At 58.9% G+C, this 25613-nt stretch carries 22 protein-coding genes; 19 read left to right on the top strand and 3 right to left on the bottom strand.

Annotated elements, in window-relative coordinates:
- Positions 1 to 57: 57 nt before the first annotated feature.
- Positions 58 to 1488 (bottom strand): Glu/Leu/Phe/Val dehydrogenase, encoded by a 1431-nt coding sequence (locus MUY35_RS01515; RefSeq protein ID WP_248363335.1) that lies wholly within the window; start codon positions 1486 to 1488, stop codon positions 58 to 60.
- A 319-nt stretch (positions 1489 to 1807) separates the two neighbouring features.
- Between MUY35_RS01515 and MUY35_RS01510 the strand changes: the two genes are divergently transcribed.
- The 3 genes from MUY35_RS01510 to MUY35_RS01500 all read left to right on the top strand — a co-directional run bounded on the left by MUY35_RS01510 (position 1808) and on the right by MUY35_RS01500 (position 4968).
- Entirely contained in the window at positions 1808 to 3661 is a 1854-nt protein-coding gene (locus tag MUY35_RS01510; protein WP_248363333.1) for a TadE/TadG family type IV pilus assembly protein, read from the top strand.
- 85 nt (positions 3662 to 3746) lie between these two features.
- Positions 3747 to 4286 (top strand): TadE/TadG family type IV pilus assembly protein, encoded by a 540-nt coding sequence (locus tag MUY35_RS01505; RefSeq protein ID WP_248363331.1) that lies wholly within the window; start codon positions 3747 to 3749, stop codon positions 4284 to 4286.
- A gap of 13 nt (positions 4287 to 4299) precedes the next feature.
- Positions 4300 to 4968 carry a hypothetical protein gene (locus MUY35_RS01500; protein WP_248363329.1) on the top strand — a complete coding sequence of 223 codons (669 nt, stop codon included), beginning with the start codon at positions 4300 to 4302 and terminating at the stop codon, positions 4966 to 4968.
- Here MUY35_RS01500 and MUY35_RS01495 read toward each other — a convergent pair.
- Complete coding sequence (locus MUY35_RS01495) at positions 4958 to 6151, bottom strand: hypothetical protein (RefSeq protein ID WP_248363327.1); 1194 nt, start codon at positions 6149 to 6151, stop codon at positions 4958 to 4960. The two genes, MUY35_RS01500 and MUY35_RS01495, sit on opposite strands and share 11 nt — an antisense overlap.
- 177 nt (positions 6152 to 6328) lie before the next feature.
- Between MUY35_RS01495 and MUY35_RS01490 the strand changes: the two genes are divergently transcribed.
- Complete coding sequence (locus tag MUY35_RS01490) at positions 6329 to 7240, top strand: pirin family protein (protein WP_248363325.1); 912 nt, start codon at positions 6329 to 6331, stop codon at positions 7238 to 7240.
- Between the two features lie 2 nt (positions 7241 to 7242).
- Here MUY35_RS01490 and kynU read toward each other — a convergent pair whose 3' ends face one another.
- The gene (gene kynU / locus MUY35_RS01485; RefSeq protein ID WP_248363323.1) at positions 7243 to 8445 is read right to left on the bottom strand and encodes a kynureninase; all 1203 of its coding nucleotides are present in this window, start codon (positions 8443 to 8445) and stop codon (positions 7243 to 7245) included.
- A 141-nt stretch (positions 8446 to 8586) separates the two neighbouring features.
- Here kynU and MUY35_RS01480 point away from each other — a divergent pair, with 141 nt between their 5' ends.
- The 15 genes from MUY35_RS01480 (at position 8587) to lpxC (ending at position 25402) form a co-directional block, all read left to right on the top strand.
- Positions 8587 to 9045, top strand: a complete 459-nt coding sequence (locus MUY35_RS01480; protein WP_248363321.1) for an isoprenylcysteine carboxylmethyltransferase family protein — start codon at positions 8587 to 8589, stop codon at positions 9043 to 9045.
- A gap of 179 nt (positions 9046 to 9224) precedes the next feature.
- Positions 9225 to 10796, top strand: a complete 1572-nt coding sequence (locus MUY35_RS01475) for a Re/Si-specific NAD(P)(+) transhydrogenase subunit alpha (RefSeq protein WP_248363319.1) — start codon at positions 9225 to 9227, stop codon at positions 10794 to 10796.
- 13 nt (positions 10797 to 10809) lie between these two features.
- On the top strand, positions 10810 to 12243 hold the full coding sequence (locus tag MUY35_RS01470) for an NAD(P)(+) transhydrogenase (Re/Si-specific) subunit beta (protein WP_248363318.1): 1434 nt from the start codon (positions 10810 to 10812) through the stop codon (positions 12241 to 12243).
- 101 nt (positions 12244 to 12344) lie between these two features.
- Positions 12345 to 13271 (top strand): DMT family transporter, encoded by a 927-nt coding sequence (locus MUY35_RS01465; protein WP_248363316.1) that lies wholly within the window; start codon positions 12345 to 12347, stop codon positions 13269 to 13271.
- Positions 13272 to 13447: 176 nt separating this feature from the next.
- Positions 13448 to 14617, top strand: a complete 1170-nt coding sequence (ftsW, locus tag MUY35_RS01460; protein ID WP_248363314.1) for a putative lipid II flippase FtsW — start codon at positions 13448 to 13450, stop codon at positions 14615 to 14617.
- A complete protein-coding gene (locus tag MUY35_RS01455; RefSeq protein WP_248363312.1) occupies positions 14614 to 15720 on the top strand; it encodes a UDP-N-acetylglucosamine--N-acetylmuramyl-(pentapeptide) pyrophosphoryl-undecaprenol N-acetylglucosamine transferase in 1107 nt (368 codons plus the stop codon). Before ftsW ends, MUY35_RS01455 begins: the two co-directional genes overlap by 4 nt.
- 32 nt (positions 15721 to 15752) lie before the next feature.
- Positions 15753 to 17150, top strand: a complete 1398-nt coding sequence (gene murC, locus MUY35_RS01450; RefSeq protein ID WP_248363310.1) for a UDP-N-acetylmuramate--L-alanine ligase — start codon at positions 15753 to 15755, stop codon at positions 17148 to 17150.
- 13 nt (positions 17151 to 17163) lie between these two features.
- Complete coding sequence (locus tag MUY35_RS01445) at positions 17164 to 17403, top strand: DUF2484 family protein (protein ID WP_248363308.1); 240 nt, start codon at positions 17164 to 17166, stop codon at positions 17401 to 17403.
- Positions 17400 to 17645, top strand: a complete 246-nt coding sequence (locus MUY35_RS01440; RefSeq protein ID WP_248363306.1) for a DUF2484 family protein — start codon at positions 17400 to 17402, stop codon at positions 17643 to 17645. Before MUY35_RS01445 ends, MUY35_RS01440 begins: the two co-directional genes overlap by 4 nt.
- Position 17646: 1 nt before the next feature.
- The gene (gene murB, locus MUY35_RS01435; protein ID WP_248363304.1) at positions 17647 to 18579 is read left to right on the top strand and encodes a UDP-N-acetylmuramate dehydrogenase; all 933 of its coding nucleotides are present in this window, start codon (positions 17647 to 17649) and stop codon (positions 18577 to 18579) included.
- A gap of 231 nt (positions 18580 to 18810) precedes the next feature.
- Entirely contained in the window at positions 18811 to 19725 is a 915-nt protein-coding gene (locus MUY35_RS01430) for a D-alanine--D-alanine ligase (protein WP_248363302.1), read from the top strand.
- Positions 19713 to 20663, top strand: coding sequence for a cell division protein FtsQ/DivIB (locus MUY35_RS01425; protein WP_248363300.1), 951 nt, complete (start codon positions 19713 to 19715; stop codon positions 20661 to 20663). Before MUY35_RS01430 ends, MUY35_RS01425 begins: the two co-directional genes overlap by 13 nt.
- A complete protein-coding gene (ftsA, locus tag MUY35_RS01420; protein ID WP_248363298.1) occupies positions 20660 to 21994 on the top strand; it encodes a cell division protein FtsA in 1335 nt (444 codons plus the stop codon). Before MUY35_RS01425 ends, ftsA begins: the two co-directional genes overlap by 4 nt.
- Positions 21995 to 22228: 234 nt before the next feature.
- Complete coding sequence (ftsZ, locus tag MUY35_RS01415) at positions 22229 to 23938, top strand: cell division protein FtsZ (protein WP_248363296.1); 1710 nt, start codon at positions 22229 to 22231, stop codon at positions 23936 to 23938.
- Positions 23939 to 24469: 531 nt separating this feature from the next.
- On the top strand, positions 24470 to 25402 hold the full coding sequence (gene lpxC, locus MUY35_RS01410) for a UDP-3-O-acyl-N-acetylglucosamine deacetylase (RefSeq protein WP_248363294.1): 933 nt from the start codon (positions 24470 to 24472) through the stop codon (positions 25400 to 25402).
- Positions 25403 to 25613: the final 211 nt, after the last annotated feature.

The following is a 25613-nucleotide window of genomic DNA, read 5'->3' as shown; positions in this document are numbered from 1 at the left end:
TTGAAAACAAATGGTTAAGCCGCGCCCTTCATGTTCCCTGTAAGGGCGCGCTTTGTCTTACAGTCCCTTGGCGCGGTAGCTTGCCGCCACCCGTTTGATGGCAACGATATAGGCCGCCATACGCAGGTCATCCACATCGTCGCGTTCGTGCCATACCTCGCGCATGTCCTGATAGGCCGTGCGCATCGTGTCATCCAGACCTGATCGCACCAGCTCCAGCTCGTCAGCGCCACGCAGGTATTGCTCTTTGAACTGTGGGGTCATTGACCACGCGTCGCCCAGATACCGGTCAAGGCGTTCCAGCTCATCCACCACCAGTTGGTGGCGCGCTTCTTCCTGACGGCGTTGCATCCGGCCAAAGCGGATGTGGCTCAGGTTTTTGACCCATTCAAAGTAACTGACGGTCACACCGCCCGCGTTGGCATAAAGGTCAGGGATGATCACGGTGCCCTTCTTGCGCAGAACCTCGTCCGCGCCCGAGGTGATTGGGCCGTTCGCGGCCTCAATGATCAAAGGGGCTTTGATGCGGTCGGCATTGGTCAGGTTGATCACGCCTTCAAGGGCGGCCGGGATCAGGATGTCGCAATCGGCCTCAAGCACCTTCGCGCCATCTTCAACATAAGTGGCATCCGCAAATCCTTTGACGCCGCCGTGCAGAACAATCCATTGATGCACCGCTTCAACATCCAGCCCCGCGTCGTTTGTCAGCGCGCCGTCGCGTTCGATGATCCCCGTGATCTTCGCGCCGTCCTGTTCGGACAAGAACTTGGCCGCGTGATAGCCCACATTGCCCAGACCCTGAACAACGATGCGCTTGTCGTTAAGCTTGCCGGACAGGTTTGCTTTTGCGACGTCATCGGGGTGACGGAAGAATTCACGCAGACCGTATTGAACGCCGCGCCCGGTCGCCTCGACCCGTCCGGCTATCCCGCCTGCGTGGGTTGGCTTGCCGGTGACACAGGCGCGCGCGTTGATGTCGGTCGTGTTCATGCGAGCATATTGGTCAGCAATCCACGCCATTTCACGTTCACCCGTGCCCATATCGGGGGCAGGGACGTTTTGCGACGGGTTGATCAGGTCGCGTTTGGCCAGCTCATAGGCAAAACGGCGAGTGATCAATTCCAGCTCGTGTTCTTCATATTCGCGTGGATCAATGCACAGACCACCCTTCGAGCCGCCAAACGGCGTTTCAACAAGCGCACATTTGAACGTCATCAACGCAGCCAGCGCTTCGACCTCGTCCTGATTCACCGCCGAGGCATAGCGGATGCCGCCCTTAACGGGCTCCATATGCTCGGAATGGACAGACCTGTATCCGGTAAAAGTGCGGATTTCACCCCTGAGCCGCACACCAAAGCGGACCGTATAGGTTGCGTTGCAAACGCGAATTTTCTCTTTCAGACCCGCCGGGATGTCCATCAAAGCGACCGCTCGGTCGAACATCAGGTTAACGGAATCACGGAAACTCGGCTCGTTGATATTGGCCATTTTCATACCCCTGCGTGCTTTTCTGCGCTGCCGCAGAATCAATTGGCTGCGACAATACTTCACACAGGTTAGGCTGAATGGATTCTATTGCCACCCCCACAATTTCATTGACAATTGATGCCCTGCTATCACCAAAGGCGGCCGCCAACCGCTTCTGTCACCGAGACGCGCACAATAAGGCGCTTTTACATCGATAAACTCGCATTTGCTCAGAAAATGCCTTAGTTTCGCCACAGCCGTTGATAAAGTATCATAAGGTAAAAAAAGTATTCGTATTTGTGAGTTGGTACCGTGCGGGGGCATGGGAAGGGAGTTCGACATGGCGCGTTATGACAACCGCTTTGGGGGTATTAAAGCAGGGCTGACCAAGCTGGGTCGCTTTGGTCGCTTCGGCAGATTTGCCAAAGAAGAGGATGGCGCGATGTTCATCCTCGCTATGTTCCTGTTTATAACATTGCTGATCTTCTCGGGTCTTTCGATCGACCTGATGCGTTACGAATTGCAACGAACACGCCTGCAGTCGACGCTGGACCGCGCGCTTCTTGCCGCGGCGCACCCCGATCAGGAAAATGATCGTAAAGGGGTCGTTCTAGATTATTTTGAACGTGCTGGCCTGACCAATCTTATGGATGAAGACGACATTACCGTCATCGTGGGGCCAGATGGCACCATCGTGACGGCGTCAGCCATTATGAAAGTTGGCTCGCCCTTCCTGAGCTGGTCAGGGGTCGACTATTTGAGCGCTCCTGCATCTGGCGGTGCTGCCAAAATCAACCAGCTGACCGAGATTTCGTTGGTTGTGGACGTGTCAGGCTCGATGGCGGATCAGTCGACTGGAACTGACACAAAGATTGAAGCGCTGCGCAAAGCGGCACTGGAGTTTTCAAACTTGCTGTTGTGCAATCCGAATGATCCCTCCACATCCACCAATTGCACAATCACCAAGCGCAAGACGTCAATCTCGCTGGTTCCCTACTCCACACAAGTAAATGTCGGTCAGACAATTCTAAGTAAGTTTGATCGCCAGGACGCCCAAACTGACGCCTATTGTGTCACTTTCCGAGATGGAGATTTCAAGGATGTTCGCGTAAAACCGCATCCAGACATGATCCTGGAGCCTGATAAGCTCATTCGGCAGGCGGCAAAGTTTTACCGTTATGGCGGTAGCTACCGTTCGACCAACTCGGATGCCTATTTGTCTTGTCATACAGATAGCTGGCGCGAAGTCGTTGCTTTCGAACACTCGCCAACCGACATGGAAACCAAAATCAACAGCTTGGGTGCCCAGGGCGATACTGCCATTGATATCGGGATGAAGTGGGGGGCCGCTTTGCTTCACCACGAAACCCAACCTGTGATAACCAATCTGATCAGTGAAGGGGTGGTGCATGCCGACTTTGCCAATCGTCCATATAATCCGGGGAGCACGGCGTCGTCCAAGTTTCTGGTGCTGATGACAGATGGCCAGAACACCAATCATCACTATCTGTATGATGGATATCGGACTGGGCCATCGCCCTTCTGGCTGAACACATACAACGGCCGTGATATCGCGTCGATCCGCCGAAACGTAACCTTCATAGAAGATGGTGTGGAGGTAACGGAGCCACGTTATCTCTGGTTCTATCCATCGACAAAGGAATATCACCCTTCAATCAACTCCAATCCGGAGAACTGGCATGAAGAGCCGTATGGATTTGAAGGGAAAGCGGACTGTTTTCCCTCCAGCAACGGCAACCGTTGCACCCCGCTCGAAGCGCCGGAAGACAGCCATACAAGTCAATTGAACTGGGAAACGTTCTGGAAGCTGAAATATACGTGGGGATTTGTCGAAAGGTTTGATTGGTTGCTTCCAAAGAACCCCGACAAGCCTTCTCCGGGGTATAAAATCTCCAACTCGAATAACTCTGACAACGATACCGCCGGAATCCGGGACATCGACCAGCGCTTGTTGGATCAGTGTACCGCCGCCAAAGATGCGGGCATAACAATCTATACGATTGAGATGGAGACACCGGATACCGCCACCGATGCGATGCAATCCTGTGCGTCAACAAAAGTCGGAGAAAACGGAAAGCCCAAGCTTTTGCATTATAAGGTGAGCAGTTCGCAGATATCGGCGGTGTTCAAAGGGATCGCTTCGGACATTAACAAACTCAGACTCACACATTGATGCAACAAGGCGCAATTGCAGCGGATTGCCTTAGGGCGCTCTGCAACACTCTGAAAACGGCACAAGGTAAGACGGAACGTAACGAATGAAACAAGTACTGCGGAAATACTTTCGCTCAATGCGAGCGACGGACGGCAGCTCGACCATTGAATTTGTGATTTGGTTTCCGCTGTTCATGACGCTGTTCTTGACATCGTTCGAGCTGACCTTTTATGGAATGCGCTCTGTTTTGTTGGAACGCGCCGTTGATCTGAATGTGCGTGGCATGAGGCTTGGAACAAAACGACCCGACAACATTCAGGAACTGAAAGAAAACATCTGTGAAGAAACGATGCTTTTTTCAGATTGCGAGCGCGAACTGACCGTTGATGTGAGGCGGATAAATACGCTTTCCTGGAACTTGCCCACAGGTCCGATTCCATGTGTGGATCGTGCGGATGACTTCAAACCGCCAGAAAACATCGTGTATGGGCCCGGTGGCGGTGGGGATTTGTTGCTTATTCGAGCCTGCATGGTGTCAAACCCGTTCTTTAGCACAACGCCGTTTGTCATGGGGCTTCCTCGCGACGTGTCCGGTGGCGTTTCTCTGGTCGCAGTGTCGACTTATGTAAATGAACCGTCCTAAGGAAGGTGTGAGGATGTCAGCCTATTTGATCACACAAACCTCTCTGGTTGCGCGGATCTGCCGTCGTTTGATGCAGCGGGTGCGCCTGTTTTCCCGTGTCGAAACCGGGACTGTTACGGTTGAAAGCGTGATTATCCTTCCGCTTTTGTTTTTTGGCGTCATGGCGACTTTTTCCTATTTCGATGCCTATCGGAAACAAAGCCTCGCCTTGAAGGCCAATTACGCGATCGCAGACTACCTGTCACGCGTTTACAAATTTGATCGCAACACCCTTGAAGGTCTGGATGAACTTTTTGAATATATGTCAAAAACCGGTGAAGATAGCTGGGTACGTGTCACAATGGTCCAATGCCCCGACAACAAAACACTCGTGCAATGCAATGAACAGGTACCGCGGAAACTGAGAAGGCTGGGCTCCAAAGCAAGCAACAACAGCGGAATATCGGGTCACACAAGAACCACTATGCGGGAATTTCTTGGGCCGCATATTCCAAAAATGTACGTAGGTGAAAGTCTTTTCGTTGTTGAGACTGTGGCCAAGTATGAACCGCTGTTTCCGGGTCGCTGGACGGGTATTTATCCGCGTGATTTTGAACACGTCGTCGTCTCAGGTACCAGAGAATATGATAAACTTTGCTTCGAGAACGCGGCAAGCCCCTGTGAGGATCCGGTCACTCCGTAAATCTGTGCTGGTCTGCTGTGGGCAGCGGTAGCCTGACCCAGATCGGCATGTGGTCCGACAGGTCATGGGCGAAGCGGGCGTAATCCGGTGTGCCATCTGGCTGAAGACCCGGACCTGCGTCGATGAAAAGCTGGGTGAAGTCAAACATTCCATAGTCAAAGCCGTCAGGTCCAAGCGTTCCCGCCAGATCATTGTGCCGTCCGCGCGCCAGTCGCGTGTCATTGGCGATCCAAGCGATGTGGTCATAGGTCTGGGTGCGTCGCGCGTTGGTTTGGAAATTTCCATCAAGAAACGGGAAATTCACCTTGGCGTCCAGCCGCCTTTTGGCATTGATCCCAGTCACATAGTTTTCGATCCCGACGCGCCTCAGGTCGTTTGATTTGTCGAAATCAAGGTTTAGATCGCCCATGATCATGATGATCTTCCCGCGCTTGCTGACGGTTTTGCGACTATCGTGCAAAAGCCATTCCAACAGCGCGAAGAACTCCTGTTCCCGCTCGCCTTTCTTACCGGAGACAAGATGGGCGTTGACGGCATAGACCTCATACTGCCCGTCTGGCCCGTCGATCAGGAATTCCACCAGATAGGGGCTGCGGATAAACTGCACGAACTTGGAGAACTGCGAGCCCATAAGGCGTGTGGTGTTTTGAACCCAAGTCATCAAACGCTCAAGATAGCCGGGGTCATCCTGCCCCGGCACGCTGGTATCGAACGACGCTTTCAGCGCCTCGTTCATGTTGGCGGCAATTGCGGTGCGATCATAGGACAGGTCCGAGGCCAAGTGACCCAATCGCACGTGGTCATGGCGGTAAAGGAACGCGAACCGTTCCGACATGCCCTTGTAGCCGGGACTGCGGCCCGTCACGTCGCTGTAAATGACGCCATAATCGGGGCTCAGCGCGGCGACCAGCGCCTCCAACGCGCCGGTGTCGTCTTGCTGCTCCTGTATCGACAACAGGTCGGCCTGGGCCGCGATCCGTTCGATCATCCGCGTCGCGCCTGCGCTTTTCTTGAGGCCATCCCGATCAGCCACCGCGCCAAACTTGCGGATGTTCCATGACATCAGGATGACCGACCCGTCGCGCTGTTCCGGCAGGCCATAGGCCTGAGGGTCCAGGCTCAGGGCTTGATCCAGATGCGTTTCGATCTGTTGCCATTCGGCGTCGGTAAATTGCTGGGCCATAGGTGCCTCAATCCATAAAAGAATTCTGCAAGTATAACACGAAAGCGGCGCGCGCGCTTCCCCACACGCGAATTGTGCAATAATGCGCAGCGACTGTTAAGCTGCGCGCAATTGTAGAGCATGCCGCGCATCCCTAGATGATGCTCAACGCCACATCACCTTCTGAAAGGGGATCACATGTCCATTCGTCCCGTTCTGTCCGCCTCGCACGCCCAACCCACACTGGAAGGCGCAGGCGTTCACCTGCACCGTGCCTTTGGCTTCCACGAGCCCGAGGCCTATGACCCGTTCCTGCTGTTCGACGACTTCCGCAACGACGATCCGCGTCTCTCTGAGAAGGGATTTCCGTGGCACCCGCACCGCGGCATTGAAACCATCACCTATGTTCTGGCCGGTGAGGTTGAGCACGAGGACAGCCTTGGCAATGCGGGCCGTCTTGGTGCGGGCGATATCCAGTGGATGACCGCAGGCTCGGGGATCATGCATCAGGAAATGCCCCACGCGAACGCACGCGGGCAGATGCACGGTTTCCAACTTTGGGCCAACCTGCCGCGCGATCTTAAAATGACTGCGCCGAAATATCAGGACGTGCCATCGGTCGAGATCCCGGTGATCGAGGAAGATGACGGCACCAAGGTCCGCGTGATCGTCGGTGATTTCTGGGGCAAGTCCGGTCCCGTTGACGGGATCGCGGCGGACCCGCTGTATCTGGATATCAGCGTGCCAGCTGGCGTGACCAAGACCTTCCCCGTGGACACGCGCCGTCAGGCCTTCGCCTATGTGTTCGAAGGCGCGGGTGCCTTCACCGATGCCGCCGCACCGCAAGGTGTGTTGCTGGAAAAAGAGGTGATGGGGCAGGAGGTCAACATCCGCGACCTGTCCGGTAACCGCACTGTCGTCCGTTTTGGCGCAGGTGACGATGTGCGCGTGCAGGCTGGTCCCGAAGGCGTGCGCTTTCTGCTGGTCGCAGGCGCCCCGATCCGCGAACCCGTCGCGTGGCATGGACCCATCGTGATGAACACGAAGGACGAGTTGCGGCAGGCGATGGCCGATCTGCGCAACGGCACGTTCATCCAGCCCGCACACTAAACCTATGTGACGGCGGCCCGGGTGTGATACTCGGGCCGGTCCCATTGGCGGGTCGCCATGATGTCAGACAAGATCTCAACGGCCCTGTCGACATCCGCTTCGTCGATGTAAAGCGGCGTGAAGCCAAACCGCATGATGTCGGGCGCGCGGAAATCGCCGATCACGCCACGCGCGATCAAGGCCTGCATCGCAGCATAGCCGTGTTCGAACCGAAAGCTGACCTGAGAGCCGCGCATCGCGGCCTCGCGTGGGCTGGCAAGGGTCAGGTCAGGGCAGGCGGCCTCGACCCCCTCAATGAACCGCTCGCACAGCGCGACCGATTGGATGCGCAGGGCGTCCATGTCCACCTGATCCCAGATGTCCAAAGCGGCGTCCAACGAGGCCATCTGCAAAACCGGCGGCGTGCCGACGCGCATCCGGTCGATACCGGGGCCGGGGCGATAGTCCGGGTCGAAGGCAAAGGGTGCGTCGTGGCCCAGCCATCCTGACAGGGCAGGGTGAATGCGATCCGCGTGGCGGGGCGCGACATAGATGAACGCGGGCGCGCCGGGGCCGCCATTGAGGTATTTATAGGTGCAGCCAATCGCGAAATCTGCATCCGTGCCCGTCACATCAACCGGGAACGCGCCTGCCGAATGCGCCAGATCCCAGATCACCACGGCCCCGACCGCGTGAGCTGCCCGGATCAACGCGGCCATGTCGTGGCGCCGCCCAGTGCGGTAATCGACCTCTGTCAGCATCAGAACGGCAAGATCGTTGCCGATCGCCGTGATGCGCTCGGCAACGTCCTCGGGGCTGGGCATCTCAATCCGGTGTCCCTGACCCAGTGACCGCACCAACCCTTCAGCCATGTAAAGGTCGGTCGGAAAGTTGCCTTTGTCCGACAAGATCACCCGGCGGTCGGGACGCAGCTCCAATGCCGAGGCCAGCGCCTGATAGACCTTGATCGACAGGGTGTCGCCCACGACCGTGCTGCCCGGCGCGGCCCCGATCAGCCGCCCGATCCGGTCGCCCAAGGCGCGCGGCTGGTCCATCCAGCCCGCCTTGTTCCACCCGGTGATCAGCATCTCGCCCCATTCATCGCGCAGGCAGGCCGCCACCCGGTCCTGTGCGGCGACAGGCAAGGGGCCAAGTGAATTGCCGTCCAGATAAGTCACGCCATCGGGCAGGGAAAAAAGCCGCTTGGTTGCGTTGAAATCCGTCATCTCGCCCTCCTGACACGCTTCAAACGTAGAGTATGGATTTCACGGGGCCGAACAAGCCCATTTGGGCGCAAATCGCGTTGCACATCGCATCCGAACCGTTACAACTTTCGCCAAGCGACAAAACCGAGACCGGAGACCCCGATGCGCAACCTTAAGCACTGGCTTGATATGCCGCCGGTTTGGCTTGCGGTGCTGGCCGGCGCTGCGTTTGCGCTGGACCGGGCTGTCCCCGGTCTGGGGTTTGGGTTGGGCTGGACGCATGGGCTGGGCAATGCGCTGATCGTATTTGGCTTCGGCCTGATGGGGTTGGCGATGTGGGAGTTTCGGCGCGCCCGTACCTCGGTCATACCGCGAGAGGTGCCGACGTCATTTTTGAAAACCGGGATTTATCGCCTGACACGCAACCCGATCTATCTGGGCGATGCGATGATCCTTGCGGGGCTGGTGCTCAGGTGGGACGTTTTGCCCGCGCTGGTGGTGGTTCCAATTTTCGTATGGTTGATCACCAAGCGCTTCATTCGGGGCGAAGAAGCTGGGCTGCTGGCCCGGTTTGGGGACGACTATTCGCAATGGGCGGCGCGCGTGCGTCGCTGGGTGTAAAGGGTGTGCTGCAAAGCAGCATTGCCCAAAGACGACGAGTCGCGTATTGAAACAATATTGTCGCAATACGCTCCGTAACGATAGCATCTTGCGCGCGGGCCGCGTATAGGATGCAGAGCAAACCGCCGGGACCGGGGAACGCCCCGCGACTCGGCACACGACGGGAGAAGGAAGAGACTGTGAAAATCGGTGTACCCAAGGAAGTTTTCGAGGGCGAGAACCGGGTCGCAATGACCCCGGAAAGCGCCCAAATGCTGCAAAAGCTGGGCTATGACTGTGTGATCGAAACCAAGGCAGGTAGCGCTGCGGGGTTCTCGGACGCAGCTTACAAAGAGGCTGGTGTCGAGGTCGTCAAGACCGCCGCCGCGCTGTGGAAAGCGGCCGATATCATCGCCAAAGTGCGCCCGCCCAACGACACGGAGCTCAAGCGTTTGTCGGCTGACAAGACGCTGATCAGTTTCTTCAATCCCGGCGGCAACGAGACCGGGATGGAAAAGGCCAAAGCCTCGGGCGCGAATGTCATCGCCATGGAAATGGTGCCGCGGATCAGCCGCGCGCAGAAGATGGACGCGCTGTCGTCCATGGCCAATATCGCGGGCTACCGTGCGGTGATCGAAGCGGGCAACAATTTCGGCCGCTTCTTCACCGGGCAGGTGACAGCGGCTGGTAAGGTTCCCCCTGCCAAGGTTCTGGTTGTCGGTGCGGGTGTGGCGGGTCTGGCTGCGATCGGCACCTCGACGTCGCTTGGCGCGATCACCTATGCGTTCGACGTGCGCCCGGAAGTGGCTGAGCAGGTTGAATCGATGGGCGCCGAATTCGTCTACCTCGATTTTGAGGAAGACCAGCAGGACGGCGCGGCCACCGGTGGTTACGCCTCGGTCTCCAGCCCCGAATTCCGCGAAGCCCAGTTGGCAAAGTTCCGTGAATTGGCGCCAGAAGTGGACATCGTGATCACCACCGCGCTGATCCCGAACCGCGAAGCACCCGAGTTGTGGACCGAGGACATGGTGAAAGCCATGAAGCCGGGCAGCGTCATCGTGGACCTTGCGGCCGAAAAAGGCGGCAACTGCAAGCTGACCGTCCCGGACGAAAAGATCGTGACCGACAATGGCGTGACCATCATCGGGTATACCGACTTCCCGTCGCGCATGGCCTCGCAAGCGTCTTCGCTTTATGCCAACAACATCCGTCACATGATGACTGACCTGACGCCTGAAAAGGACGGCAAGATCAATCACGACATGGAAGATGACGTGATCCGCGGTGCGACGGTCACCCATCAGGGCGAGATTACGTTCCCGCCGCCGCCTCCGAAAATCCAAGCGATTGCGGCCAAGCCGAAAGCGGTGGTGCCGGAACTGACGCGCGAAGAAAAGCTTGCCGCCGAGGCAGCCGCGTTCAAGGCGCAGACCAAGCAGCAATTCACTTTGCTGGGTGTAGGCGGAGTGCTGATGCTGCTTCTGGGGCTTTATGCGCCGGCCAGCTTCATGCAGCACTTCATCGTCTTTGTGCTGGCCGTGTTTGTGGGCTTCCAGGTGATTTGGAATGTCAGCCACTCGCTGCACACGCCGTTGATGGCTGTGACCAACGCCATTTCGTCGATCATCATTCTGGGCGCGCTGATGCAAATCGGGTCGGGGTCGTTCCTTGTGATCTTGTTGGCGGCGGTGTCCATCTTCATGGCCGGGATCAACATCTTCGGTGGCTTCCTCGTGACACGGCGTATGCTCGCCATGTTCCAGAAATCTTAAGGGGGTAGGGATCATGGAATTTGGTTTCACCACGGCCGCATATGTTGTTGCGGCAGTTCTTTTCATCCTCTCCCTTGGCGGTTTGTCAGGACAGGAAAGCGCGAAACGCGCGGTGTGGTATGGCATTGTCGGCATGGCGCTGGCGGTTGTCGCCACGCTGGTTGGCCCCGGCTCGGGCCTGTGGCTACTGTCGATCCTTCTGATCGCGGGCGGCGGTATTATCGGCACCTATGTGGCGCAGAAGGTCCAGATGACCGAGATGCCTCAGCTTGTCGCCGCGATGCACTCGCTGGTCGGTCTGGCTGCTGTGTTCGTGGGCTATAACGCCCATATCGAACTGGGCAACGTGTTGTCGATGAACGAAGAGGCCCGCCACGGGCTTGAAGGCTTCGCAGCCCTTCTTGCGCATAAAACGCCGGTCGAGCAGAACATCCTGCGGGTCGAGCTGTTCTTGGGCGTGTTCATCGGTGCCGTGACCTTCACCGGGTCGGTCATCGCCTACGGCAAACTGGCGGGCAAAGTAAGCTCGGCGGCAGAAAAGCTGCCCGGTGGTCACATGCTGAACGCCGGTGCCGCGATCCTGTCGTTGATCTGCCTGATCTGGTATTTCAACACGGGTGGGTTCTTCCCGCTCTTTGTGATGACGCTGGCCGCCTTCTTCATCGGCTATCACCTGATCATGGGTATTGGCGGCGCGGATATGCCCGTCGTTGTGTCGATGCTGAACAGCTATTCAGGCTGGGCCGCGGCGGCGATCGGCTTCTCGCTTGGCAATGACCTGTTGATCGTAGTCGGTGCGCTGGTTGGCTCCTCCGGTGCGATCCTGTCCTACATCATGTGTAAGGCGATGAACCGGTCGTTCATCAGCGTTATTCTAGGCGGTTTCGGCGGCACCTCTGGTCCCGCCATGGAAATCGAAGGCGAACAGATCGCCATCGACGCCGATGGTGTGGCGGCTGCTTTGGAAGACGCCGACAGCGTGGTGATCATCCCCGGTTACGGTATGGCTGTGGCGCAAGCCCAGCAAAACGTGGCCGAGCTGACCCGCCGCCTGCGCGCCAAGGGCAAAAACGTCCGCTTCGCGATCCACCCGGTCGCAGGGCGTCTGCCCGGTCACATGAACGTGCTGCTGGCCGAGGCCAAAGTGCCCTACGACATCGTGCTTGAGATGGACGAGATCAATGACGACTTCCCCGATACGGATGTCGCCATCGTCATCGGCTCAAACGACATCGTGAACCCGGCAGCCCAAGAAGACCCCAACAGCCCCATCGCCGGGATGCCGGTGCTGGAATGCTGGAAAGCCAAGCAGGTCTTCGTGTCAAAACGTGGCCAGGGCACCGGCTATTCGGGCATCGAAAACCCGCTGTTCTTCAAAGAGAACACGCGCATGTTCTATGGTGACGCGAAACAGTCGCTGGACACCTTGTTGACGATGATCAACTAGACGAAAGCAACGATCAAGGAACGCCCCCGCATGTCGGGGGCGTTTTTCGTTTCAACGGCCTCTCGCTTCCAACCGTCAGGCAAACGCGCTAAGCGAGGGGGATGAACCCTTCTCGCGGCATTGCTTTGAAACTCGGCTCGGTGGCTTTCTTCATCTCGCTTCAGACGATGGTGAAAGCCGTGTCGGGCCATGTGCCTGTGGGCGAAGCGGTGTTCTTCCGGTCGTTCTTCGCGCTTCCGGTGATCTTGGGTTGGCTTGCCTATGAAGGGCGCCTGCATTCAGCTTTGCGCACCCAAAACCCGTGGGGTCATATCAGTCGAGGCATGGTTGGTGTGTTGGCGATGGGGCTTAGCTTTGCCGCGCTCGGCTACCTGCCACAGACTGAGGTTACGGCGATCTTCTATGCCGCCCCGATTGTCACGGTCATCCTTGCTGCGATCTTCTTGGGTGAACAGGTGCGGATGGTGCGCATCGGCGCGGTGCTGGCGGGGCTGGTCGGTGTGCTGGTCATTCTATGGCCACGGCTTGAAGGCTTTGGCGGCGGCAGCGAGGCTGACGCGCTCAGGGCGTTCGGGGCGGTTTTGGCGCTGATTGCCGCCTGCTGCGTGGCGGTTGCCAAGATCCTTGTGCGCAAGCTTGTGGGCATTGATCCACCCTCAACCGTCGTGATCTACGCCTCGCTGACGGCGATCTGTATGTCCCTTCTGTCGCTGCCCTTCGGCTGGGTCTGGCCGACAGCGTGGGAATTTGCGCTTTTGCTGGGCGCGGGGCTTGCCGGAGGCGTCGGCCAATTGATGCTGACGACCGCCTATACCCATGCCGATGCGTCGACCATTGCGCCGTTCGACTACACGTCGATGATCTTCGCGCTGGCCTTCGGATACGTCTTTTTTGGCGAACTGCCGACCCTGCAAATGTTGGTGGGCGCAGGCATCGTCGTCAGCGCCGGGATGGTGATCATCTGGCGAGAAGCGAAGCTTGGCCGCGACCGGTCGAAATCGCGCGCCGTCAGCCCACCCGGCAGTTGATTGCGTAAGGGTGGGCATGCGGCGCGAATTGTCTGGAAAAACGGTGAAAACCTAGCTATCCTTTGCGCAATGACCCGCATCAGACGGGCGAATGAGGATCAGCGGTTGCAGCACCCGAAAACGGGGCCGTCCGTTGGTGAATACGAGCGGTACAGACAAGTGACAGGCATTTTCGCATGACAGAAATGGTATACGGCGCGGTTCCCGCGCGTGACGGCGACCCTATTCTTCCCCGGTGGTGGCGCACGATCGACAAGTGGTCGGTGTCGTGCATTCTGATCCTGTTTGGGATCGGCATTCTTCTGGGCCTCGCCGCGTCGCCGCCCTTGGCAGAACGCAACGGCCTTGGCCATTTCCACTATGTAGAACGCCAGTTGATCTTTGGTCTGGTCGCGCTGGTCACATTATTCGCCACAACGATGATGAGCCCGCAGATGGTACGCCGCCTTGGCGTGCTGGGCTTCTTGGTTGCGTTGGGCGCGGTAATGTTCTTGCCTGTGCTGGGCACTGATTTCGGCAAAGGCGCGACGCGTTGGTATTCGCTAGGCTTCGCCGCGATCCAGCCGTCCGAGTTTCTGAAGCCCGGTTTCGTCGTCGTCGCCGCGTGGTTGATGGCGGCCAGTCAGGAAATCAACGGCCCGCCGGGGCGCAGCATGTCACTGGCACTGGTGTTGGTCATTGTCGGTTTTCTCGCGCTACAGCCCGATTTCGGCCAAGCCGCGCTGATCCTGTTTGGCTGGGGCGTGATGTATTTTTTGGCAGGCGCCCCGATTGTCCTTCTGGCGGCGGCGGCTGGGCTTGTCGTTCTGGGCGGCATGTTTGCGTATAATAATTCCGAGCACTTCGCGCGGCGCATCGACGGATTTCTGAACCCGGACGTGGAGCCCACCACCCAGCTTGGCTATGCCACCAACGCCATTCGCGAAGGTGGATTTTTTGGCGTTGGCGTGGGCGAGGGGCAAGTGAAGTGGTCACTGCCTGACGCGCATACTGATTTCATCATCGCCGTCGCCGCCGAGGAATACGGCCTGATCCTGGTCCTGATCATTATCGCGCTGTATGCCACGATTGTGGTGCGCAGCTTCCTGCGCCTGATCCGTGAACGTGACACGTTCATTCGCCTGGCGGGCTCTGGTCTGGCCGCGATGTTTGGTATTCAGGCACTGATCAATATGGGTGTGGCTGTTCGATTGTTGCCTGCCAAGGGCATGACACTTCCGTTTGTCAGCTATGGTGGGTCGTCTTTGATCGCGGGGGGGATTGCACTTGGGATGCTTTTGGCCTTTACCCGCACCCGGCCTCAGGGCCGCATCCAAGACGTGTTCGCAAACAGGCAAGGTCGATGACCCAGAAAAGGCCACTTCTCGTAATTGCAGCCGGAGGCACCGGGGGCCACATGTTTCCCGCGCAGGCCTTGGCCGAGGTGATGCTGCGCAAAGGGTGGCGCGTGAAGCTGTCCACCGATGCGCGTGGCGCGCGCTATACCGGCGGCTTCCCGCATGTGGTCGAGATTGAAGAGGTCTCGTCTGCGACCTTCGCGCGCGGCGGCATCCTTGCCAAGGCGCTGGTCCCGTTTCGCGTTGGGGCAGGTGTCATCGGCGCGGTCTGGAAAATGTTTCGCGACCGCCCGACCGCCGTCGTGGGCTTTGGCGGCTATCCGACCATTCCTGCGCTGTCTGCGGCGCGCGTCCTGAAGCTGCCCCGTATGATCCATGAACAAAACGGCGTGCTGGGACGGGTGAACAAGATTTTCGCCACCCGCGTAAACGCGGTGGCCTGCGGCACTTGGCCGACCACGCTGCCCGAAGGCACAAACGCCATCTATACTGGCAATCCGGTCCGGGCCGAGGTTCTGGCCCGCAAAGGCGCGGGCTATATCCCGCCGGGCGACTATCCCATGGCGATCCTTGTCATCGGCGGCTCGCAGGGCGCGCGCGCCTTGTCGGACAACGTGCCTGCCGCGATCGCCAGCTTGCCCGAAAACATTCTGAAGCATGTTTCGGTCAGCCATCAGGCCCGGGATGAGGATATGGAACGTGTCAGCGCCTTCTACGCAGACCATGGCATCCATGCCGAAGTTCAGACCTTTTTCAACGACATTCCGCGCCGCATGTCTGAGGCGCAGTTGGTGATTAGCCGGGCCGGGGCGTCGTCGGTCGCCGATATCTCGGTGATCGGTCGCCCGTCGATCCTCGTGCCTTATCCTTACGCGACGGATGACCACCAGACCGCAAATGCGCGTGGGTTGGTGGATGCGGGTGCGACCATCCTGATCCCCGAAAATCGACTGGATGTAGAGACATTGGCTGATCAGATCTGGGCCGTGTTGGACAACCCAGCTGGGGCGATGCGGATGTCTTTGGCCGCGTTGGATCAGTCCCGACCCGACGCCACGGATGCGCTGGCTGGGTTGGTGGAAGAATTGACGGGTTACGCGCCAACCCCGTGACCGGGCTGGTCTTATGAGTGAAAGGTAGCATCATGAACGCAGCAGCGACCAAACTTCCCATTGAAATGGGTATGATCCATTTCGTGGGCATTGGCGGTATTGGCATGTCCGGTATTGCTGAAGTTTTGTTGAACCATGGCTATCGCGTGCAGGGGTCGGACCTGAAGACCTCGAAGATCACCGACCGGCTTGCCGATCTTGGGGCCGAGATATTCGTGGGGCAACGGGCCGAAAATCTTGAGAATGCCGAGGTGGTTGTGATCTCGTCCGCGATCAAACCGGGCAACCCGGAACTGGACGCAGCGCGCGCGCGCGGCCTGCCAGTGGTGCGCCGCGCCGAAATGCTGGCCGAACTAATGCGCCTGAAATCCAACATCGCCGTTGCGGGCACGCATGGCAAGACGACGACCACGACCATGGTCGCAGAACTGCTGGTGCATGGCGGCATTGACCCGACCGTGATCAACGGCGGCGTCATTCATGCCTATGGGTCCAACGCGCGCATGGGGCAGGGCGAATGGATGGTGGTTGAGGCCGATGAAAGCGACGGCACTTTCAATCGGCTGCCCGCGACCATCGCCATCGTCACCAATATCGACCCCGAACATATGGAGCATTGGGGCGATTTCGACACGCTGCGCCAGGGCTTTCTGGATTTCGTATCCAACATTCCTTTCTATGGGCTGGCGATCTGCTGCACCGACCACCCCGAAGTGCAGTCGCTGGTGGGCAAACTCACTGACCGCCGGGTCGTCACCTATGGGTTCAACGCGCAGGCGGATGTGCGGGCCGTGAATCTGAGGTATAAAGGTGGCGTCGCGCATTTCGATATTGAGCTGCACAACGAAGGCACGCGGATCGAAGGCTGCACCCTGCCGATGCCGGGCGATCACAACGTCTCGAACGCCCTGTCGGCGGTGGCGGTGGCCCGTCACCTTGGCATGAAGCGCGACGAAATCCGCGCGGCGCTTGAAAGTTTCGGCGGTGTGAACCGGCGCTTTACCAAAGTGGGCGAGGTCAACGGCGTCACCATCATCGACGATTACGGCCACCACCCGGTCGAAATTGCCGCCGTCTTGAAAGCGGCCCGTCAAGCCACTGAAGGGCGCGTGATCGCCGTGCACCAACCGCACCGCTATTCGCGCCTGCATGGCCTGTTTGAAGATTTCTGCGCCTGTTTTAACGAAGCCGACGTGGTTGGCATCGCCGATGTCTATGCCGCTGGCGAAGACCCGATTAAGGGCGCGAGCCGTGACGATCTGGTCGCCGGTCTGGTGCGCCACGGCCACCGCCACGCCTTTGCGGTGCCCGACGAAGACGCTCTGACGGCTTTGGTGAAAGAGCACGCCAAGCCGGGCGATCTGGTGGTCTGCCTTGGGGCTGGCACGATCTCGGCCTGGGCCAACAACCTGCCCGCGCGCCTGGCATGACCGGACCTGCGAGATGAGCCCATCCCTGATCGCCGCCGCCCTATGGGTGATCGCCGCCAGCGCAGTGGCGTTTTTGCCCATGCGTCGGCAATTCGTGCCGGGCTTTGTTTTGCTGGCCGCCGCCCCTGTGCTGATCATCTGGATCGGGGCCGCGCATGGATGGATATGGTCTGTGATCGGGCTGGGCGCTTTCATATCCATGTTCCGCCGCCCCCTTTGGTATCTCAGCCGTAAAGCACTGGGGCGAGTATGACTCTGTCACTGATCCTTGCGTGTTTCTGGGCGGTTATCGCGCAGGTCATCGCGCTGTTCCCGTCGCGCCACCATCATTGGCCTGCGGCTTACGTCTTGATTGCCGTGGGCATTCCGCTATTGGGTTACGTGGTTTACCAAAACGGACCGCTGGTCGGGCTGCTGGTCATGATCGCAGCAATGTCAATTCTGCGCTGGCCAGTCATTTATCTGATCCGGTGGATTCGCAAGACACGAGGCTGATGTGACCCATCCAAGCAAGATCGAAACGCGCGGAACGCTGGTTGCGCAAAAGGACCTGTCCGGCCTGACATGGCTGCGTGTGGGCGGCCCCGCCGACTGGTTCTTCATGCCCGCAGACGAAGATGATCTGGCGCAGTTTCTGGCCGCGCTCGACCCTGACACTCCAGTTTTTCCCATGGGGGTCGGGTCGAACCTGATCGTGCGCGACGGCGGCATTCGCGGCGTGGTGATCCGGCTGGGGCGTGGCTTCAACGGGATTGAGATTGACGGCACGCGGGTCACCGCAGGCGTCGCCGCACTTGATGCCCATGTGGCGCGCAAGGCGGCAGACGCGGGCGTTGATCTGACTTTCCTGCGCACCATCCCCGGTGCCATTGGTGGTGCGGTTCGCATGAACGCTGGGTGCTATGGGGCCTATGTGGCCGACGTGTTTGGTGAAGCACAGGCGATCACGCGAACGGGCGAGCGTGTGACGTTGACCGCCGATGATCTGAACTTTCAATATCGCCAGTCAGATCTGCCGGAGGGCTGGGTGATCACGCACGCTGTTTTCGAGGCACCCAAGGGTGATCCTGCCGCCTTGGCCGCCCGCATGGAGGCCCAACTGGCCAAGCGCGACGATACCCAGCCGACCAAGGATCGCACCGCAGGGTCAACCTTTCGCAACCCGGCTGGCTACAGCTCAACCGGGCGCGCCGATGACAGCCAGGAGCTGAAGGCGTGGAAGGTGATCGAGGATGCAGGGATGCGCGGCGCCACATTGGGCGGGGCGCAGATGAATCCGATGCACGCAAACTTTCTGACAAATACTGGCGATGCCACCGCCGCAGACCTTGAAGGTTTGGGCGAAGAGGTCAGAAAAAAGGTTTACGAACACAGTGGCATAAAGCTACAATGGGAAATTATGCGCGTGGGTGAACCGGCAGACAAATAAGCTGGTAGACGCGCGCAGATACCGGGGTCGGGCAGGCCCTTCGGACACAGCCGACAAGAGCTGGTCGAAAGGGGCAAAACGCCCTTGAAAACAAGGGGCATAAAGCCCTGTTATCAAAGGGGCGGTACAGCCTCCGATAAAGAAAAATGCCGCGCGTAATGTGCGGATGGGCGCCGGAAACGGCTGGGCAGTTGGTCGCTTTGTGCGATCACGGACGAGGCAAAAGCAGGCATGTCGGGCAAGACAGTCTCGAAAGTTGTGGTTCTTCTGGGCGGCCCTTCGGCCGAACGGGAGGTGTCCTTGAGCTCGGGTCGCGAATGCAGCGCGGCGCTGAGGACTGCTGGCTATGACGTGGTTGAGATTGACGCGGGCCCCGATCTGGCCGAGCGGCTGCGCGCCGAAGCCCCTGATGTGGTGTTCAACGCACTACATGGCCGCTGGGGCGAAGATGGCTGCGTGCAAGGCCTGCTGGAGTGGCTGCAAATCCCCTATACCCATTCCGGCGTTCTGGCCTCGTCTCTGGCGATGGATAAGGAGCGCGCGAAGGATGCGTTTCGGATGGCTGGCCTGCCGGTTGTGGACAGTGTGCTGGCCTCGGCGGACGATGTGCGGTCGCGCCATGTGATGGAGCCGCCCTATGTGGTGAAGCCCTATAACGAAGGCAGCTCGGTCGGCATCTATATTGTGCAGGACGGCGCGAACTCTCCGCCCAAGCTGGCGCCGACGATGCCCAAGACGGTGATGGTCGAAACCTATGCGCCGGGGCGCGAAATGACGACCTCGGTGATGGGCGACACAGCTCTTGGCGTGACGGATATTCTGACCGACGGCTGGTATGACTACGACGCGAAATACGCCGAGGGCGGATCGCGCCACGTTTTCCCCGCCGACATTCCCGCCGACATCGAAGCCGCGTGTCTGGACTACGCCCTGCGCGCCCATAAGGTGCTGGGGTGCCGCGGTGTCAGCCGCACGGATTTCCGTTGGGACGAGACCCGCGGACTGGACGGGCTGATCATTCTCGAAACCAACACTCAGCCCGGTATGACGCCAACCTCGCTTTCGCCCGAACAGGCGGTGCACAAGGGCATTTCCTTCAGTAAGTTTTGCGCCTGGATGGTGGAGGACGCGTCATGCGACAGATAAAGCGCGCGAAAAATAGCGGTCAATACCAATCCGTCGCAGCCTCGCGGTCAAGCAAGGCCGATGAGGCGGGGCAGGGCGCGCGCCGCGATCCCGCTCCCTCGCGGCTTGCTTATAAGGTGCATCGCTTGTGGCTGACGCCAGCCTTTCGCGGGTTTTTGCGGGTCGGACTGCCGGTCTTTGTCGTCCTTTTTCTGGTGGGTTCGTATTTCTCGAACCCCGCCAACCGAAACGCGATTGGCGAGAAGGTCACCCAGATTCAGCGCTCTGTGCAGGAACGCCCCGAATTCATGGTCAAGCTGATGGCTGTCGAAGGTGCGACCCCGGTCGTCAGCGATGCCGTGCGCCAGATGCTCCCAATCGACTTCCCGATCTCAAGCTTCGATCTTGATCTAGAGGTGATGCGCCAGGAAATCACCACGCTGGATGTGGTCGAAAATGCCGCGCTGCGCGTCCGCCCCGGCGGCGTGCTTGAAGTTGCGATCACCGAACGCCAGCCGGTCATTGTATGGCGTCACGACGGAATACTTGATTTGTTGGACCGCACCGGTCACCGGGTTGCCAGCATGTTGGCCCGCAATGGGCGACCCGACCTGCCGTTGATCGCTGGTGCGGGGGCGGACAAAGCCGTGCGTGAGGCGCTTGATTTGATCAAAGCAGCTCGCCCCTTTGGCACAAAACTGCGCGGCCTTGTGCGCGTGGGCGAACGTCGCTGGGATGTTGTGCTTGCCTCAAAGCAGCGCATCCTTTTGCCCTCTGACGATCCTGTTGCCGCGCTGGAACAGGTGATTGCGCTGGATCAGGCGCAAGAAGTAATGGCGCGAGATTTAACTGTAGTTGACATGAGAAACCCTTTGCGTCCGACGCTTCGACTGGCCGAACCCGCCGTCGAAGAGCTGCGCCGCATAAGGGCAATTGAGTTTGGAGAAGACCCGCAATGACCGATCTTTACAGCCAGCAGCGCGCCATGCGCTCGATGCGCGAAGCCGCCATGCAGCGGGGTGTCATTGCTATTCTGGATATTGGCAGTTCCAAAATCGCCTGCCTGATCCTGCGCTTTGATGGCCCGGACCAGTTCCGCGAAAGCGACGGGGTGGGCAGCCTTGCCGGGCAAAGCGCATTTCGCGTGATCGGCGCGGCGACCACACGGTCGCGCGGGGTTCGGTTCGGTGAAATCGATGCGATGCAGGAAACAGAACGCGCCATTCGCACCGCCGTGCAGGCGGCGCAGAAAATGGCAAACATCCGGGTCGATCATGTGATCGCTTGTTTCTCGGGCGCGAACCCGCGCAGCTATGGTCTGGCCGGGGCGGTCGAGTTGAACAACAACGCCGTCTCGGAAGAAGACGTCGCGCGCGTCTTGGCGGCGTGCGACATGCCCGAAATCGGAGAGGGGCGCGAGGTTTTACATGCCCAGCCCGTCAACTTTGCGCTGGATCACCGGTCAGGCTTGGGCGATCCGCGCGGGCAGATCGGCAACCGTCTGGCCGCCGATCTGCATGTGATGACCGTGGACAGTGCGGTCATTCAGAACCTGCTGTATTGTATCAAACGTTGTGATCTTGAGTTGGCGGGGCTGGCCAGTTCGGCCTATGTGTCAGGCATTTCGGCACTGGTCGAGGATGAACAAGAGCTTGGTGCGGCCTGCATTGATTTAGGTGGTGGGTCAACTGGTCTGTCTATCTTCATGAAAAAGCACATGATTTATACCGACAGCGTGCGGCTGGGTGGGGATCATGTGACCTCGGACATTTCAAAAGGCTTGCAGGTGCCGCTGTCCACAGCCGAACGGATCAAGACATTCTATGGCGGCGTTGTCGCCACCGGGATGGACGATCGCGAAATGATCGAGATTGGCGGAGACACTGGTGATTGGGAGCATGATCGGCGCACCGTCAGCCGCGCCGAGCTGATCGGCATCATGCGCCCGCGCGTCGAGGAAATTCTAGAAGAGGTGCGCGGCTGCCTGGACGCCTCGGGTTTTGAGCATCTGCCAAGCCAGCAAATCGTGCTGACAGGTGGCGGCAGCCAGATCCCCGGTCTGGATGGGCTTGCGCCGAAAATTTTGGGTCAACAGGTGCGTATCGGGCGCCCGCTTCGGGTGCAAGGCTTGCCACAGGCTGCGACAGGGGCGGGGTTCGCCTCGTCGGTTGGGCTGTGTCTTTTTGCAGCACATCCGCAGGATGAATGGTGGGATTTCGATATTCCCGCCGAAAGTTATCCTGCCCGCAGCATGCGGCGAGCCTTTAAGTGGTTCAAAGACAATTGGTGATCAGGCAGCCCAACCACCAATATGCGGTGCGTTCGGCGAAATCCTGCTGAAATATCCCATATGACATCAATATTTTGCGGTTTTCCACGCCATTAGTGCGTGACGAAAGGCTGTATAGTGGGGTAACATGGGGGAAACGAGGCAGTAACCGGCGATTCAGTCGGAATTAATAGACAGTATTTGCCGTCATCGGGGGACATCGATGCGGCGCGGACATTAACAGGCGGACAAATCATGACTTTGAACCTTACTTTGCCCGGTCAGGAAGAGTTGAAACCTCGTATCACGGTGTTTGGCGTGGGCGGTGCCGGTGGCAACGCTGTCAACAACATGATCGAGAAGGAACTCGAGGGCGTAGAATTCGTTGTAGCAAATACCGACGCGCAGGCATTGCAGAACTCGCGATCGAAAGACCGCATCCAGATGGGTGTGAAAGTCACCGAAGGTCTGGGTGCAGGTGCGCGCGCATCAGTTGGCGCAGCCGCGGCTGAGGAATCGATCGAACAGATCGTCGATCACCTTGCTGGCGCGCATATGTGCTTTATCACCGCCGGAATGGGCGGTGGCACCGGAACAGGGGCCGCCCCGATCATCGCGCAAGCCGCGCGTGAATTGGGTGTGCTGACGGTCGGCGTCGTGACCAAACCCTTCCAGTTTGAGGGCGCAAAACGGATGCGTCAGGCGGAAGAAGGCGTTGAAGCGCTGCAAAAGATGGTCGACACACTGATCATCATTCCCAACCAGAACCTGTTCCGTCTGGCAAATGAGAAAACGACCTTCACCGAAGCCTTCTCGATGGCAGATGACGTTCTTTATCAAGGTGTTAAGGGCGTCACCGACTTGATGGTTCGCCCTGGCCTTATCAACCTCGACTTCGCGGATGTCCGCGCTGTGATGGACGAGATGGGCAAGGCCATGATGGGCACGGGCGAATCCGATGGCGAAGATCGCGCCGTTCAGGCCGCCGAAAAAGCCATTGCCAACCCGCTGCTGGACGAAATCAGCCTGCGTGGCGCAAAAGGTGTGTTGATCAACATCACCGGCGGCTACGACCTGACGCTGTTCGAACTGGACGAAGCGGCCAACCGCATCCGCGAGGAAGTGGATCAGGACGCCAACATCATCGTAGGCTCGACGCTGGACACCGACATGGAAGGCGCAATGCGCGTATCCGTTGTCGCGACCGGCATCGACGCAGTGGACGTGAACACCGAAATGCCGGTGCCGCGTCGTAGTCTGGCCGCGCCGCTGCAAACGCCGCTTGATGTCGAGCAGAAGATGGAAGCAGAAGCACCCGAAGCGGTTGCCGCTGCCGCCGCGATCGAAAACTCGCCTGCTCCAAAGGCTCCGGAAGCGCCGGTGGCTGAAGTTGCTGCAAGCGAGCCGTCCCTGTTTGGCGATATGGAGCGCCAAGAAAATACGGAACGCCAAGAGGTTGCGCGGCAAGCACCCACCGAAAACGTCTTCCAGGCAGACCGGGCAGGGGGTGATGTGCCACCGCCCGCCTATCAGCCACGCGAAGCCGAAGCTGCCGCTGAAAGACCTGCCGCGCCTTATTCACCTGACTCCAAATACAGTGACGAGCAGGACGTAGCGACCTTCGTGGCCCCAAGGGCACCCGCGCCAGGCACACCATCGCCGGAAGCTCTGGCCCGTTTGCAAGCGGCGGTTCACAACCAACCCCGTGCGCAAGGGGCGCCCGCAGCACAGCAGCCACCGGCTCATGGCGGTGATTCAGCGCAGGATAAACCGCGTTTCGGGATCAACTCGCTGATCAACCGGATGACAGGGTCGGGTGCTGCTGGTGCAGAAGATCACGCACGCAGCCAACCGCCGGTCCAGTCCGCACAGCCTGCCCAACCCGCTCAACCGCAGACTCAAGCCGCAGATATCGAGCAAGACAAGGTTGAAATCCCAGCCTTCCTGCGACGTCAGGCGAACTGAGGCAGACAGACGCCGGGCGCGCGGGGAAACTTTCGCGCGACCCGGATGTTACAAGGTGGCCACAGCTTGAAACAATCGACGATGACGCGCTGCCACACAGTTCACAAAAAATCCGAAATTGACCTGCCAAGGGGCAGGTCTTTTTCGTTTTTAGTCAGCGATTTATGGCGCAAAGCTCGACAGCTCGGCGACCTCTTGCCGGGCCGTGTTTTGATGTTACAGAGCGTTACAGAGGTTTGAATTGTTATTCGACCGGGCAGGACTTACCTCTGCCTTACCAAGTTACAAAGGCTTGGAGCGCGTCAGACCTGCCGCTGCTTGAAACGGTTCAACACACCATTTTTTGCACGAGGACTGATGGGGGCGTTCATACCAAGTCGAACCCCCACGCGGACCCAAGGCGTTTCGGACCTGTGCTACTCCACACAGAAACCCAGACGCCTGCGGCTACTGGCGCGACGAAATTGATCGGCCCACCAAGACCTCGTCAGACGAGGGGTGAGCCAACCAAGGCAAGAGAAGAGACGATACGTGCAAACTACAGTTGCAAACACTGTAACATTCACCGGGACCGGGCTTCACTCCGGTCGCCCGGCGCGTATGCGTGTGCAGCCCGCATCTGCGGAATATGGCATCTGGTTCAAACGCGTCGATGTTCTGGACCGCGACAATCTTGTTCCGGCCCATTGGGCTTCGGGCGTGCCGACGCCATTGTGCACCTTGATCCGCAATGATGCGGGTGTTGAGGTCAAAACCATCGAACACATCATGGCCGCGCTGGCGGGCTGTGGCATCCACAATGCGCTGGTCGAACTTGATGGCCCCGAAGTGCCGATCATGGACGGCAGTGCCGCGCGTTTCGTCGACGGGTTGGTGAAAACCGGGGTGCGTGAGTTGTACGCGCCAGTGCGCGTGATTGAGGTTCTGAAGCCGATTGAATACCGCGAAGACGATGGCGATCATGCAGTGTGGGCCCGCTTGGAGCCCTCGGATGGGTTCGAAATCGACTTTTACATCTCGTTCCCGGATCCGGCCATTGGCACGCAGAGAATGAGTATGGACATGTCGAATGGCAATTTCGTGCGCGAACTCAGCGACTGTCGCACCTTCTGTCGGCGCGCCGATGTGGACGCGATGCATGACGCGGGGCTAGCCCTTGGCGGCACCTATGACAATGCGGTCGTGGTCGATGGCGACGCGGTGCTGACACCGGGTGGCCTGCGCCGCGCGGACGAAGCTGTGCGTCACAAGATGCTGGATGCGCTTGGCGACCTGGCCTTGGCCGGGGCACCGTTGAAAGCACGCTATGTGGGCCACAGATCCGGCCACGCGATGACCAACAAGCTTCTGCGCACGCTTTTTGACACACCGGACGCCTGGCGTGTGGTGGAATGTGACGCAGCCACGGCGCGGCGCTTGCCGGGGGTTGGTGTGCGTCGCTCTGATCTGCCGATGACCGCCTGATTGCGATCTGAACCCTTTGATTACAAAGCCAATGCCACGCCTATGGTGCGTGGCATTTTCTGTTTTTCACGGGGGATTGGGTGCGCGATTGCAACCCAAGTGACCCGAACCTGCGAAAATAGCCGAGCAAACCATTTTGCCCCGAAAATTTCTGTGCTAGGACAGGCGGGAACAGTTCGGACTTCTGGACGAATAAGAAATTTTTTGGGGT

Source organism: Aliiroseovarius sp. S1339, from assembly GCF_023195695.1.
Classification (GTDB): Bacteria; Pseudomonadota; Alphaproteobacteria; order Rhodobacterales; family Rhodobacteraceae; genus Aliiroseovarius.
This window is presented reverse-complemented; position numbering and strand designations above follow the sequence as displayed.

Coding starts and splice junctions, on each gene's coding strand:
- MUY35_RS01490 (WP_248363325.1), top strand. CDS start 6,329: ATGTCCATTCGTCCCGTTCTGTCCGCCTCGCACGCCCAACCCACACTG.
- MUY35_RS01470 (WP_248363318.1), top strand. CDS start 10,810: ATGGAATTTGGTTTCACCACGGCCGCATATGTTGTTGCGGCAGTTCTT.
- MUY35_RS01430 (WP_248363302.1), top strand. CDS start 18,811: ATGTCGGGCAAGACAGTCTCGAAAGTTGTGGTTCTTCTGGGCGGCCCT.
- MUY35_RS01510 (WP_248363333.1), top strand. CDS start 1,808: ATGGCGCGTTATGACAACCGCTTTGGGGGTATTAAAGCAGGGCTGACC.
- kynU (WP_248363323.1), bottom strand. CDS start 8,445: ATGACGGATTTCAACGCAACCAAGCGGCTTTTTTCCCTGCCCGATGGC.
- MUY35_RS01455 (WP_248363312.1), top strand. CDS start 14,614: ATGACCCAGAAAAGGCCACTTCTCGTAATTGCAGCCGGAGGCACCGGG.
- MUY35_RS01445 (WP_248363308.1), top strand. CDS start 17,164: ATGAGCCCATCCCTGATCGCCGCCGCCCTATGGGTGATCGCCGCCAGC.
- ftsA (WP_248363298.1), top strand. CDS start 20,660: ATGACCGATCTTTACAGCCAGCAGCGCGCCATGCGCTCGATGCGCGAA.
- MUY35_RS01515 (WP_248363335.1), bottom strand. CDS start 1,488: ATGGCCAATATCAACGAGCCGAGTTTCCGTGATTCCGTTAACCTGATG.
- MUY35_RS01480 (WP_248363321.1), top strand. CDS start 8,587: ATGCGCAACCTTAAGCACTGGCTTGATATGCCGCCGGTTTGGCTTGCG.
- MUY35_RS01500 (WP_248363329.1), top strand. CDS start 4,300: ATGTCAGCCTATTTGATCACACAAACCTCTCTGGTTGCGCGGATCTGC.
- ftsW (WP_248363314.1), top strand. CDS start 13,448: ATGACAGAAATGGTATACGGCGCGGTTCCCGCGCGTGACGGCGACCCT.
- murC (WP_248363310.1), top strand. CDS start 15,753: ATGAACGCAGCAGCGACCAAACTTCCCATTGAAATGGGTATGATCCAT.
- MUY35_RS01425 (WP_248363300.1), top strand. CDS start 19,713: ATGCGACAGATAAAGCGCGCGAAAAATAGCGGTCAATACCAATCCGTC.
- MUY35_RS01495 (WP_248363327.1), bottom strand. CDS start 6,151: ATGGCCCAGCAATTTACCGACGCCGAATGGCAACAGATCGAAACGCAT.
- MUY35_RS01505 (WP_248363331.1), top strand. CDS start 3,747: ATGAAACAAGTACTGCGGAAATACTTTCGCTCAATGCGAGCGACGGAC.
- ftsZ (WP_248363296.1), top strand. CDS start 22,229: ATGACTTTGAACCTTACTTTGCCCGGTCAGGAAGAGTTGAAACCTCGT.
- MUY35_RS01440 (WP_248363306.1), top strand. CDS start 17,400: ATGACTCTGTCACTGATCCTTGCGTGTTTCTGGGCGGTTATCGCGCAG.
- MUY35_RS01465 (WP_248363316.1), top strand. CDS start 12,345: ATGAACCCTTCTCGCGGCATTGCTTTGAAACTCGGCTCGGTGGCTTTC.